The organism is Streptomyces sp. RLA012 (assembly GCF_056270325.1).
In genome coordinates this window covers 1,378,989-1,391,733 of sequence record NZ_JBWDPA010000002.1, presented here as the reverse complement: position 1 = coordinate 1,391,733, position 12,745 = coordinate 1,378,989, and the positions used below count along the sequence as shown (strand labels likewise).

The window sequence follows — 12,745 nt, the reverse complement described above, 5'->3', positions numbered from 1 at the left end:
TCTGTGCGGACGGGCGGGGCCGGGAGTGGTGCTCAGTCCCGGTCCCGTCTCGCATTCGGGGGCAGCCCCTGGCATTCAACATCCCCACATCCGGGCTCCTGGCACAGGTCACGTGCAGGCCAACCGGCATCGGAAGAACAGGAGCGCGCGGGCCGTAACGAACCGGCCTGCCGCCGATGAGCCGAAACCGGCCCGTGACCAGGAGAGTGCCATGACCGGCGTTTCCACCCTCGACAGCCCCCCGCAGCCCCTGGCCCCCACCCGTTACACCGTCTCCCTCGCCCGCTCCGAGGCCGACGTCCGGGCCGCCCAGCGGCTGCGGCACGACGTCTTCGCCGGGGAGATGGGTGCCCTGCTGACCACGCCGCAGCCGGGCCTCGACGTCGACGCCTTCGACGCGTACTGCGACCACCTGCTGGTCCGTGACACGCTGACCGACGAGGTCGTCGGCACCTACCGGCTGCTGCCGCCGGAGCGGGCCGCGATCGCCGGGCGGCTGTACTCGGAGGGCGAGTTCGACCTCGGCCCGCTCGACGCGATCCGCCCGGGACTCGTCGAGGTGGGCCGCTCCTGCGTGCACCCCGATCACCGCGACGGCGCGGTCATCGGCCTGATCTGGGCCGGGATAGCCCGTTACATGGTCGAGGGCGGCCACGAGTGGCTCGCGGGCTGCTGCTCGATCCCGCTCGCCGACGGCGGCGTCCTGGCGGCCGGCACCTGGGACCGGGTGCAGGACAAGCACCTCGCGCCCGAGGAGTACCGGGTACGACCGCTGCTGCCGTGGTCCGCGGAAGGCGTCGCCCGCCCCGCCCGCACCGAACTGCCCCCGCTGCTGCGCGGCTACCTGCGGCTCGGCGCCTGGGTCTGCGCCGAACCCGCGCACGACCCGGACTTCGGGGTCGCCGACCTGTACGTGCTGCTGTCGATGCGCCGGGTCAACCCGCGCTATCTGCGGCACTTCCTCTCGCTCGTCCCGGCCTGATGAGCGTCTGGCTGCCCAGCGCGCCCTGCACCCCGCGGGCGTGCGTGGAGCCGACGGGGTCCGTCACGGCCGTACCGCGGGCGGTGCTGCGGCTCGCGGCGGTCGTGGTCGTGGTGGTCACCGGGGTCGCGTTGCTGCCGCTCGGCGGGCGGATCCCCGCCGGGCTGGTGAGGCGGTGGTGCCGGGTGATCGTGCGGGCCGCCGGCGTCCGGCTGCGGATCACCGGGGCCGCCGCCCCCACCGGCGGGCTGCTGATCGTCGCCAACCACATCTCCTGGCTGGACATCCCGCTCCTCGCCGCGGTCCGGCCGGCCCGGATGGTCGCCAAGTCCGAGATCCGGCAGTGGCCGGTGGCGGGCCCGCTGGCGGCGCGCGGCGGCGTCCTGTTCATCGAGCGCGACCGGCTGCGCGCGCTGCCGGACACGGTGGCGCGGATCGCCGGGCTGCTGCGCGGCGGCGCGGCAGTCGTGGCCTTCCCGGAGGGCAGCACCTGGTGCGGCCGGGCGCAGGGGCACTTCCGGCGGGCCGTCTTCCAGGCGGCGCTCGACGCGGGGGTGCCGGTCCAGCCGGTGCGCATCCACTACCGACTGGCCGGGGGAGCGGCGAGCACCGCGCCCGCCTTCGTCGGCAACGACTCGCTGCTCACCTCGCTGTGGCGGGTGGCGTCGACGCGCGGGCTGGTGGCGGAGGTCGAGGTGCGGCCCGCGCTCGCGCCGGGCAGCCATCCCGACCGGCGGGAGCTGGCCCGTGCGGCACAGGAGGGGTGGCAGCCGCTCGACGCGACCGCCGCGGTCCCCGCACACCTCCGAAGCACCGTCCCCGCGGGCAACACCGAGTCCGGGACCCGGCCGGGCTCCGGCCCGGCGACCGGGAAACCGGCCGAGCAGCCCGAGCCGGCACTGAGGACGGCCTAGGACCTGAGCGCCGGTGGGCGGAAGGGCGAGCGCGCGGGCGAGGCAAGGAGCCGTCGCGCTCCCCGTCGTCCGCGCCACTTCTGCCGGAGCGTCCGCCGACACGATCCGTCCCGCCGTCGCCGCCGGGACCCAGGTCGATCACCCCGTCGGAGCCCGCGGCCACCGCCATGTGGCCGGATGTGAGCGCGGGGTACGGCCGACGGGCCCCCGGTCGACACGGACGAGCCGTCCGGCCCGCTTCTAGGCCGCGGCCAGTCCCGCGACCCGGGCGAGCCTCCGGTAGGAGTCCAGCAGCGCCTCCCGGTCGTACGTACTGGTCGTGACCAGCACCTCCTGCGCGCCCGTCTCCTTGATCAGCGTCTCCAGCTCGTGCGCGACCTGCTCCTCGGTGCCCGCGATGTGCCCCGTGAGCCCGGACTCGTAGAAACCCCGCTCCTTGTCGCTCATCACCAGGCTCTCGACCCGCTCGGCGGGCGGCAGCGGCGGGAACGTGCCGTGCGTACGGGAGTACGCCATCGACCAGGCCTCCGGGAGCAGCAGCCGGTGCGCCTCCTCGGGGGTCCCGGCGACCGCGACCGTGCCGGAGACGACGACGTACGGCTCCGCGGCCCAGACGGACGGCCGGAACTCCGCGCGATAGTGATCGATTCCGCGCCGCATCCTCTCCCGGTTCCTGAGGTCCCCGATGACCATCGGCAGTCCGGCCCGCGCCGCGATCGTGGCCCCTTCGCCCAGGGCGAGCACGAAGGGCGGCACGGTCAGGCCCTCCGTGGGGCGCGCGTGCACCCCCGTCGGCGATGTGCCGCGGAACCAGCCGAGCAGTTCGGCGAGCTGCCCCGCGAAGTCCTCGGCGACGTCCTTGTCCCGCCCCAGCGCTCTGCGCACCCCGTCCGTGAAGCCGACGGAGCGCCCCAGCCCCATGTCGATCCGCCCGGGAAACAGCGACTCCAGGACGCCGAACTGCTCGGCCACGACCAGGGGTTGGTGGTTCGGCAGCATCACCCCGCCGGTACCGACCCGGATCGTCCGGGTGGCGGCGGCGACCGCGGCGGCCAGCACGGTGGGAGCGGAGCCGGCGACCCCGGGCACACCGTGATGCTCCGAGACCCAGATCCGGTGGTAGCCGAGCCCTTCCAGCTCCTGGGCCAGGCGCACGCTGTCCCGCAGGGCCTCGGAGGCGTCGTGCCCCTCGCGGGTGCGCGAGCGGTCGAGGACGGAGAAACGCATGGCTGCTCCGGAGGGGGCGGTGTCTGTCGTCTCGGCTGTCACTGTGCTCACTCTCCGCTGCGGTTTCCATGATCCGCCCGGTCTCCGGGGCGGGCAAGGTGATCGTGATCTCCGCGGCGCCCGTTCGGTCACGGGTCCTCCGCGCTCTTGGTGCAACACCGCTGTCGCCGCCGGGTTTCCCGGGTGCTACCGGCGGTAACAACAGGGGTGTCGCAGCAACCCCAGCGGCGTCTCCCGCACCTCGCGTACCTCTCCCGGAAGGCGGCACATGGAGAATTCGGCATCCCCCGCAGCGATCAGCAGACGTCGGGCCCTGACCGTGGCAGGAGGTGTGTTCGCCGGTGCCGCCCTCGCGGCGCAGGCGGCACCGGCCTTCGCGGCCGGGTCGTCGGACGCGGACGCGATCGTCGTCGGCGGCGGCCTCGCCGGTCTGGTCGCGACGGCCGAACTGGCCGCCGCGGGGCGCAAGGTGCTCCTCCTGGACCAGGAACCGGAGACCAACCTGGGCGGACAGGCGTTCTGGTCCTTCGGCGGTCTGTTCCTGGTCGACTCCGACGAGCAGCGCCTGATGGGCGTCAAGGACTCCCAGGAACTGGCCTGGCAGGACTGGCTGGGCGCCGCCGGTTTCGACCGCGGCGTCGGCGACCCGGGCGGCCAGGACCACTGGGCCCACAAGTGGGCCGAGGCGTACGTGGACTTCGCCGCGGGGGAGAAGCGGTCCTGGCTCTACGGGCTGGGGATCCGCTGGTTCCCGCTCGTGGGCTGGGCCGAGCGGGGCGGTGGCCTCGCGGACGGGCACGGGAACTCGGTGCCCCGCTTCCATGTCACCTGGGGCACGGGTCCGGCCGTGGTCGAGCCGTTCGAGAAGCAGGTGCGGGCGGCGGTAGCGGCCGGGAAGGTGACCTTCAAGTTCCGCCACCGCGTCGACGAGATCGTCCGTACCGGCGGCACCGTGACGGGTGTACGCGGCGCGGTGCTCGAACCGAGCACCGCGGCGCGCGGCAAGGCGAGCTCCCGCACCGTGGTCGGCGACTTCGAACTCCGCGCGCCGGTCGTGATCGTCACCTCGGGCGGCATCGGCGCCAACCACGATCTCGTACGGCAGAACTGGCCGGCCCGGCTCGGCGCTCCGCCCAAGTTCATGGTCACCGGCGTGCCGGCCCATGTGGACGGCCGGATGCTCGGGATCACCGCGGCGGCGGGCGGGCGCATCGTCAACCCCGACCGGATGTGGCACTACACCGAGGGACTCAGGAACTACGACCCGATCTGGGCCAACCACGGCATCCGGATCCTCCCGGGCCCGTCGTCGATGTGGTTCGACGCCACCGGCAAGCGCTTCTCCGCCCCCGACCTCCCCGGGTACGACACCCTCCACACCCTCAAGTCGATCACCGACACCGGCTACGACTACTCCTGGTTCGTCACGACACAGAAGATCATCGCGAAGGAGTTCGCGCTCTCCGGCTCCGAGCAGAACCCGGACCTCACCAACAAGGACATCTGGATGCTGCTCTCGCGCATCTGGCAGACCCCCGAGCCGATCGAGAAGTTCAAGAAGAACGGCGTCGACTTCGTCGTGGCCTCGACGCTCTCCGAACTGGTCACCGGCATGAACAAGCTGACCGGGGACGGCCTGATCGATCTCGCCGACCTCAAACGGCAGATCGACGCGCGGGACCGGGAGATAGACAACCCGTACACCAAGGACGCCCAGGTCATGGGCATCCGCAACGCGCTCACCTACCCGGGGGACTCGCTCAGCCGCACCGCGCCGATCCACAAGATCCTGGACCCCGGTGCCGGACCGCTGATCGCCGTACGGCTCAACATCCTCACCCGCAAGACCCTGGGCGGCCTGCAGACCGACCTCTCCGGCCGTGTCCTGGACGCCGGGGGCAGCCCGGTTCCCGGACTGTACGCGGCCGGTGAGGTCGCCGGGTTCGGCGGCGGCGGAGTGCACGGATACCGCTCCCTGGAAGGCACCTTCCTGGGCGGCTGCCTGTTCTCCGGGCGCCAGGCGGGACGGGCGGCTGCCGCCGCGATCTGAACCGCGCGGCCCGTCGAGCGCCGGCCTTCAGGAGTCGCTCCCCTGCCTCCCACCGACAACTTAGGTTAACTTAACCTAAGTTGTCGGTGAGCGAAGGACGGTTGCCCCATGCTGTGCACGAGGCTCACGAACGCCAACGTCGTCACCATGGACCCGGACCACCCCGTCGCCCACGACCTGGGGATCTGGCGGGGCCGGATCGTGGGCCTCGACGAGGCGGTGACCGGACTGCCCGCGCGCAGGGTGCTGGACCTCGGGGGCGCGACCGTACTGCCCGGCTTCATCGACAGCCATGTGCACCTGGCCTGGACCGGGTTCAAGGCGAACACCCCCGACGTGGCCCCGTGCGAACGGGTCGAGGACGTCCTCGACGTGGTGGCCGACGCCGTCGCCCGCAAGCCGCACGGTTCCTGGGTGAGCGTCGCGGGGTACGACCAGCGGTCGCTCGGGCGCCATCTGACCGCCGCCGACCTGGACAAGGTCGCCGACGGCCGCAAGGTCTTCCTGATGCACGAGTCCGGACACGCCTGCGTGGTCAACAGTGCCGTCCTGGACCTGCTCCCCGCCCATGTTCCCCACGACGACGGCTGTCTCGTCGAGGGCGCCATGGGCGCGGTGCGGCAGCTCCGTATGCCGTACTCCCAGGAGGAACTGGCGGACGCGGTCGCGCGCGCGGCCCGGATCTGCCGTGCGGAGGGAGTGACCGGCTGCGCCGAGGCCGGCATCGGCGGTGCGCTGTTCGGCCACAGTCCGGTCGAGCTGGCGGCCTATCAACTCGCGCGCGAACAAGGCCTGTTGCCCCTGAGGGTGCAGCTCATGGTGGCCGCGGACACCCTGCACCCGGTCGGCGCGCACGGCGACGACGGCATACCTCGCGCCCTGGACCTCGGCCTGCGTACCGGGTTCGGCGACGACTGGCTCTCGGTGGGCGCGCTCAAGGTCTACACCGACGGCGGCATGATGGCCCGTACCGCCGCACTGAGCAGCCCGTACCGCGGCACGGACCACACCGGGCAGTTGCAGGACGACCCGGACCTCCTCGCGGACACCATCGTCGACGGTCATCTGGCCGGCTGGCAGCTCGCCGTCCACGCGATCGGGGATCGCGCCGTCGACCTGGCGCTGGACGCCCTGGAACGGGCACAGCGCGTCCGGCCGCGCCCGCGGGCCCGGCACCGCATCGAACACGCGGGCCTGGTCCGGCCCGACCAGCTCCCCCGCTTCGCCCGGCTCGGTGTCGCCGCCGTCGTCCAGCCGAACTTCCTGCGCTCCTTCGGCGACGACTACGCCTCGGTCATGGGCGAGGACCGGGCTCCCTGGCTGTACCGGGGCAAGGGGTTCCTGGACCACGGCGTCACGCTGGTGGGCAGTTCGGACCGGCCGGTCGCGGACGGATCACCGCTGCGGGCCGTTCAGTTCATGGTCGAACGCGCCTCCGGGTCCGGCCGGGTGATCGGCCCGGACGAGGGCATCACGGTGGACGAGGCCCTGCGCGCGTACACGGTCGGCGGGGCGTTCGCCTGCAACTGGGACGACAGCGCGGGCAGCATCACCCCGGGCAAGCGGGCCGATCTGGTGGTGCTGGGCGACGACCCCCGGCGCGTCGACCCCTCGCGCATCGGCGGCATCGACGTGGTCGCGACCTTCGTCGACGGCCGGGAATCAGAATCCGAGGAGGCGACGGCCCTGTGAGCACCCAGGCGGACCGTGTCGAGGACTACGCGTACCTGTGGCGGGGCTCCACGTCCCCCCATCGGTGGGTGATCTGGACCACCGACGGGGAGACCATGGTCTTCGACCGGAAGATCAACTGTCCGGTGGACGTGGACATGGACGGTGAGGCGACCCTGCGCGAGGTGCTGCGCAGGATGTGTGCGGCGGGTGTGCCGGTGACCGACGAATATCCGGGGCGCCCTTGCGGGGCCGGCGGTTCCGGCCCCTGGTGACCTAGGACCTGTCCGGCCGGTCAGACGAGGGCCCGGCGTGCGAGCAGCGAGTCGTGGATCTCGCCCGCGCGGATGGCCGTGGTGGACAGCAGGGTCGAGGTGAGTCCGTGGGTGTGCTCGGTGCCGCCCTGGAGGTAGATGCCCGCGGTCACCTCCGGCGCGACCTCCACCCGGTGGTCGCGGCCGACCCGGACGGCGTCGCCGTCGTCGCGCAGACAGATCTTGGCGGACTCGCCGAGCAGGGTGCCGATGTCCTGGGAGCGGTAGCCGGTGGCATGGACGAGGAGGTCCGCCTCAAGGGTCTTGAGTTCGCCGGTCGGCAGGAACTCCACGGCGATGTCGAGGCGGTCGTCCAGGACGCTCACCTCTCGGATGCGGGAGACGTTGAGGAAGCGCAGCCGCTCGTGGCCCTGCACCTTCTCGCGGTACGAGGTCGCGTACAGGGCCTCGATGAGGTCCATGTCGACGACCGAGTAGTTGGTGGAGCGGTGGTAGTCGACGAGTGACTGTTTCACCTCGGACGGAGCCCGGAAGTAGACGTCGACGGCCTCGGGGTCGAAGATCCGGTTGGCGAAGGGGCTGTCGTCGGCGGGCGTGTAGCCGTACTTGGCGAACACCGCGCAGATCTCGGCCTCGGGGAAGGAGCGGTGCAGATAGTCGACCGCCTCGGCGGCGCTCTGGCCCGCGCCGAGCACGACGGCCCTGCGCACCGGCGCGGCCGAGGCGTGCAGTTCGGCGATCCGTGGCATCAACTGGCTGTTGTGCCAGACGCGTTCCGACAGGGTGGTGCCCGGCGGCAGATGGGGTTCGAGGCCGACGGCCACACTGATGTTGCGCGCCCGGTGGGTCACCGTACGGTCGGGGTCGGCCGGGTCGCGGCAGGTGACGTCGAGGTACGCGATGTCGCCGTCCTCGCCCCGCACCGGTTCCACGGAAAGCACTTCCGAGGAGTAGTGCACCAGGTGTCCGACGCGGGCGGCGGCCCATTCGAAGTAGTCGTGGAACTCGACGCGGAGCGGGAAGAGTGTCTTCTGATTGAGGAAGTCCACCAGTCTGCCCCGCTCCCGCAGATAGCAGAGGAAGCTGTAGTCACTGGTCGGATTCCGCATCGTGACCAGGTCCTTGAGGAAGGACACCTGCATGGTCGCGTCGTCGATGAGCATGCCCCGATGCCATCCGAAACGCGGTTGTCGTTCGAGGAACAGAGCGTCCAGACGCTGCCCCTCGGGGAGTTGTGCGTTGTGTTCTTCAACGGCTATCGCCAGTGCCAGATTTGATGGTCCGAAGCCGATTCCGAGGACATCGTGGATGACGTCCGGCCCGCCGTGCGGTGCTTTCACCGTTGCATCGCCTCCCTCAGCGCGGCTCATAGTAGATAAGGTAAGGCTTACCTTGCAATAATGTCGTCGAAGGGGAGAACCGCTATGCGGGTCGTCATGTTCGGCTACCAGACCTGGGGTCACCGCACGCTTCAGGCGCTGCTGGACTCCGACCACGAGGTCGTCCTCGTCGTCACCCACCCCAAGAGCGAGCACGCCTACGAGAAGATCTGGGACGACTCCGTCGCCGAACTGGCCGCCAAGCACGACGTCCCGGTCCTGCTGCGCAATCGTCCCGACGACGCCGAACTGCTCGACGCCGTACGGGCGGCGGCCCCGGACATCATCGTGGCCAACAACTGGCGCACCTGGCTGCCCCCGGAGATCTTCGACCTGCCGCCGCACGGCACGCTCAACGTCCACGATTCGCTGCTGCCCGCCTACGCGGGCTTCTCGCCGATCATCTGGGCCCTCATCAACGGCGAGGAGCGGGTCGGCGTCACCGCGCACCGGATGAACGGCGAACTCGACGCCGGGGACGTGCTGATGCAGCGCGCGGTGCCGGTGGGCGCGGCCGACACCGCGACCGACCTGTTCCACCGGACGGTCGACCTCATCGCGCCCCTCGTACGCGAGTCGCTGGACCTGATCGCCGCGGGCGAGGCGCAGTGGCAGCCGCAGGACCGCACGCGCGCCAGCTTCTTCCACAAGCGGTCCGTCGAGGACAGCCGGATCGACTGGTCCTGGCCGGCGGAGGACCTGGAGCGGCTGGTGCGCGCCCAGTCCGACCCGTACCCCAACGCCTTCACCCACCACCGCGGCGAGCGCATCCGTATCGTGTCCGCGGCCCTGTCCGAGGGACGGTACGGCGGCACACCCGGCCGCATCTTCATCCGGGAGGGCGACGGGGTGGTCGTGGTGGCCGGAGTGGACGCCCGTGGCGGCGGGCGTCGGGGGCTGCTCGTGCGACGGCTGCGCACCGAGGACGGCACCGAGTACGCGGCGGGCGACTACTTCCGCACCATGGGCGGCTATCTCACCGCCCGGCCCTGAACGACCCCCGGTCGGGGGAGAGTTGCCCGTCCCGAGATCGGAACGGCCGAGATCGGAACGGCCGAGATCGGAACGGTCCGACAGTGGAACGGTCCGGCGGCGCCAAGGTGCTGCCGGGCCGGCCCGGGGCACGCCCGGTCAGTCCGCGGCGGCCGGGACCGCGTCGTGGTGCCGGCCCATCGGTATCACCAGCGGCGTACCGCTGACCGGGTCGGTGGTGACCTGGCAGCGCAGGGAGAAGACGTCCTCGACCGTGGCCGCGGTGATCACCTCGGCCGGCGGGCCCTCTGCGACGATCCGGCCGGACTTCATGGCGATGACGTGATCGGCGTACCGGCAGGCCTGGTTGAGGTCGTGCAGCACCATCACCACCGTACGGTTCTCGTGGCGGTTGAGGTCCGTGATCAGATCCAGCACATCGATCTGGTGGGCCAGGTCCAGATAGGTCGTGGGCTCGTCCAGCAGCAGTACGGGCGTGCCCTGGGCGACCGCCATGGCGATCCAGGCGCGCTGCCGCTGGCCGCCGGACAGCTCGTCGACCGCGCGGTCGGAGAGCTCGGTCAGCCCGGTTGCCTCCAGGGCCCCGTGCACGGCGAGCTCGTCGGCCTTGGACCACTGCCGCCACCAGGTCTGGTGCGGTGAACGGCCCCTGCTGACCAGGTCGATGACGGTCAGTCCCTCCGGCGCCACCGGGGTCTGCGGCAGGATGCCGAGCTGCTGCGCCAGCTCCCGGGAGGGTATGGAGCGCAGCGCCCTGCCGTCCAGCTGGACCGTGCCCGCGCGCGGAGTCAGCAGCCGGGCCAGGGCGCGCAACAGGGTGGACTTCCCACAGGCGTTGGCGCCGACGATGGCGGTGATCCGGCCGGTCGGAACGGCCAGGTCGAGATCCTCGACGACCAGTCGGCTGTCGTACGCCAGTCGCAGGCCGCTCGCCCGCAGGTCGGGCCCGTCGGCGGGGACCACGGGGGAGCCGGATCCCGGGCCGGTGCCGGGAGCGGAGCCCGCGTCGGGGCCGGGGGCCTGGCCGGGGGTGGTGGTCGTCATGCGTGTCAGCCTCCTGAACCCGCGCGGTTGGTGCGGACGAGCAGCCAGAGCAGTACCGGTGCGCCGAGGACGCCGGTGACGACACCGACGGGCAACTCGGTGCCGTGGATCGCCTCACGGGCGATGAGATCGGAACCGAGGACGACGAGCGCGCCGGTCAGTCCGGCGGCGACCGGCGGCGGCCACGAGGTACCGGCCAGCCGCTGGGCGATCTGCGGTGCGGACAGTGCCACGAAGGCGACCGGTCCCGCGGCGGCCGTACCGAAGGCGATCAGCCCCACACCGGTCAGCATCAGGGCCAGCCTGACCAGCTGTACGGGAGTGCCGAGCCCGGTGGCCACGTCGTCACCGAGTTGCAAAGTGCGCATCCAGCGGCCGCAGCCCAGGGCCACGGGCACCAGGACCACCAGCGCGACGCCGAGTGTGGAGACCTGGTCCCACGTACGGCCGTTGAGGTTGCCGACCAGCCAGCCGAGGGCGGCCTGCGCCTCGAACTGCCGGCCCCGGGCGAGCAGGAAGTCGGTGGCGCTCGTGCAGATCCAGGACACGCCGATGCCGACCAGGATGATGCGGTAGCCGGTGGCGCCGTGCTTCCAGGCCAGCGCGTACACGACGAGGGCGGTGGCCAGGGCGCCGAGCAGTCCGAGGCTCTGGGTGCCGAGGCCGCCGTCCCAGCCGAGCACGATGCCCGCCACGACGGCGGTACCGGCCCCCTCGGTCAGGCCGATCATGTCCGGGCTGGCCAGCGGGTTGCGGGTGATGGTCTGGAACAGCGCCCCGGAGATCCCGAAGGCGATGCCGACCAGCAGACCGGTCAGGGCGCGGGGCAGCCGCAGGTCCTGTACGACGATCACCGTTCCCGGATCGCCGGTGCCGGCCAGCGCCTTGACCACGTCGGGCAGCGCGATCGGATAGTCGCCGATCGACACCCCCCAGCAGAACAGCAGGAACACCCCGGCGGTCAGGGCCGCGCAGACCAGGACCAGCCGGGGGCGCAGCACCCCGGAGACGGGCGGCGCGGTCAGCCGGAAGTGTCTGCGGCCCCGGTTCGCCCCGGGGCGCCGTGCGGCGGAGGAGGTGACGGGCGTGGACATGCTCACACCTCCGCGAGCTTGCGTCGGCGGACCAGGGCGATGAAGAACGGGCCGCCGACGAACGCGACGAGCACCCCCGCCTGGATCTCGACGGGCCGGTCCACGACCCGTCCCAGGATGTCGGCGGTGAGCAGCAGACAGGGCGCGAGGCCCGCCGAGAGCGGCAGCAGCCATCGGTGGTCGGGCCCGAGCCCGGCCCGCTGGGCGAGGATGCGCGCGAGATGCGGGACGACCAGCCCGAGGAAGACGACCGGGCCGATGACCGCGACCGACGCGCCGGTCAGCAGCATGACGGCGGTGACACCCTGAAGCCGTACGAGACCCAGCCGGCGCCCCAGCGAGGCGGCCACGTCGTCGCCCAGGGCAAGGCTGTTGAGGGCCGGCGCGCCGGCGACGGCGAGCACCGCGCCCACGGCGAGGAAGGGCAGGACACGCAGCACCACGTCGCCGTCCGGGGCGGCGAGCGAGCCGGCCGACCAGAAGCGGTAGCGGTTCAGGGCGTCGGGGTCGGTGAGGACGACGGCGCTGGTGAGCGAGGAGAGCAGCGAGGTCACGGCGACTCCGGCGAGCGCGAGCTTGACCGGGGTGGCGCCGGACCGCCCCAGCCTGCCCAGCAGAAAGACCACCACGCTGGCGACGAGCGCGCCCGCGAAGGCGAACCACACGTATCCGTAGAACGATCCGACGCCGAACACCCCGACGGCGACCACGATGGCGAAGGAGGCACCCGCGCTGACCCCCAGGATCCCGGGGTCGGCGAGCGGATTGCGGGTCAGGGCCTGCATGAGGGCGCCGGACAGGCCGAGCGCCGCGCCGGTGGCCAGACCGAGCGCGGTGCGGGGGACCCGTACCGACCAGATCACGTCGTCGACGGTTCGGTTCGGGGGGTGACCGAAAACCGTCTGGACGACCTGGACCGGCGGGATGGTCAGGGCGCCGAGGCCGACGGACAGCAGACACAGCAGGGCGAGGACCACGACGACCGAGCCCACGAGCAGGGTGGGCCGCAGTCTTTCCGCCCGGGTCACCGACCTGGCTCCACGTCAACATCCTTAGGTTAGGCAGGCCTTAACTCTAGCGCCCTGAGCTGTGCGCCCCGGCTCCGGGTGAGGGCTA

Annotated in this window: 11 protein-coding genes; 6 read left to right on the top strand and 5 right to left on the bottom strand. The window is 71.9% G+C overall.

The features are described from left to right. Positions 1-211: 211 nt before the first annotated feature. The gene (locus tag RV986_RS06690; protein ID WP_475916498.1) at positions 212-982 is read left to right on the top strand and encodes a GNAT family N-acetyltransferase; all 771 of its coding nucleotides are present in this window, start codon (positions 212-214) and stop codon (positions 980-982) included. Continuing rightward, a complete protein-coding gene (locus RV986_RS06685) occupies positions 982-1,896 on the top strand; it encodes a lysophospholipid acyltransferase family protein (protein ID WP_475916497.1) in 915 nt (304 codons plus the stop codon). The genes RV986_RS06690 and RV986_RS06685 overlap by 1 nt, the downstream gene beginning before the upstream one ends. Before the next feature lie 240 nt (positions 1,897-2,136). Here RV986_RS06685 and RV986_RS06680 read toward each other — a convergent pair whose 3' ends face one another. Further along, positions 2,137-3,123 carry an LLM class flavin-dependent oxidoreductase gene (locus RV986_RS06680; protein WP_475916496.1) on the bottom strand — a complete coding sequence of 329 codons (987 nt, stop codon included), beginning with the start codon at positions 3,121-3,123 and terminating at the stop codon, positions 2,137-2,139. 268 nt (positions 3,124-3,391) lie between these two features. Here RV986_RS06680 and RV986_RS06675 point away from each other — a divergent pair, with 268 nt between their 5' ends. From RV986_RS06675 to RV986_RS06665, 3 genes are all read left to right on the top strand, one after another. Then, positions 3,392-5,173, top strand: coding sequence for an FAD-binding dehydrogenase (locus tag RV986_RS06675; RefSeq protein ID WP_475916495.1), 1,782 nt, complete (start codon positions 3,392-3,394; stop codon positions 5,171-5,173). A 108-nt stretch (positions 5,174-5,281) separates the two neighbouring features. Beyond that, positions 5,282-6,865: an amidohydrolase gene (locus RV986_RS06670; protein ID WP_475916494.1), complete on the top strand. Its 1,584-nt coding sequence runs from the start codon at positions 5,282-5,284 to the stop codon at positions 6,863-6,865. Further along, positions 6,862-7,119, top strand: a complete 258-nt coding sequence (locus RV986_RS06665; protein ID WP_475916493.1) for a hypothetical protein — start codon at positions 6,862-6,864, stop codon at positions 7,117-7,119. Before RV986_RS06670 ends, RV986_RS06665 begins: the two co-directional genes overlap by 4 nt. A 20-nt stretch (positions 7,120-7,139) precedes the next feature. On the opposite strand, the gene RV986_RS06660 is transcribed toward RV986_RS06665, so the two are convergent. Continuing rightward, positions 7,140-8,489: a lysine N(6)-hydroxylase/L-ornithine N(5)-oxygenase family protein gene (locus tag RV986_RS06660; RefSeq protein ID WP_475916492.1), complete on the bottom strand. Its 1,350-nt coding sequence runs from the start codon at positions 8,487-8,489 to the stop codon at positions 7,140-7,142. Between the two features lie 54 nt (positions 8,490-8,543). Here RV986_RS06660 and RV986_RS06655 point away from each other — a divergent pair, with 54 nt between their 5' ends. After that, on the top strand, positions 8,544-9,491 hold the full coding sequence (locus tag RV986_RS06655) for a methionyl-tRNA formyltransferase (RefSeq protein ID WP_475916491.1): 948 nt from the start codon (positions 8,544-8,546) through the stop codon (positions 9,489-9,491). A gap of 138 nt (positions 9,492-9,629) precedes the next feature. Here RV986_RS06655 and RV986_RS06650 read toward each other — a convergent pair whose 3' ends face one another. The 3 genes from RV986_RS06650 to RV986_RS06640 are packed head-to-tail and all read right to left on the bottom strand — an operon-like array spanning position 9,630 to position 12,657. Then, positions 9,630-10,535 (bottom strand): ABC transporter ATP-binding protein, encoded by a 906-nt coding sequence (locus RV986_RS06650; RefSeq protein WP_475916490.1) that lies wholly within the window; start codon positions 10,533-10,535, stop codon positions 9,630-9,632. Between the two features lie 5 nt (positions 10,536-10,540). Further along, the gene (locus RV986_RS06645) at positions 10,541-11,629 is read right to left on the bottom strand and encodes a FecCD family ABC transporter permease (protein ID WP_475916489.1); all 1,089 of its coding nucleotides are present in this window, start codon (positions 11,627-11,629) and stop codon (positions 10,541-10,543) included. A gap of 2 nt (positions 11,630-11,631) precedes the next feature. Beyond that, the gene (locus RV986_RS06640) at positions 11,632-12,657 is read right to left on the bottom strand and encodes a FecCD family ABC transporter permease (RefSeq protein ID WP_475916488.1); all 1,026 of its coding nucleotides are present in this window, start codon (positions 12,655-12,657) and stop codon (positions 11,632-11,634) included. Positions 12,658-12,745 lie beyond the last annotated feature (88 nt).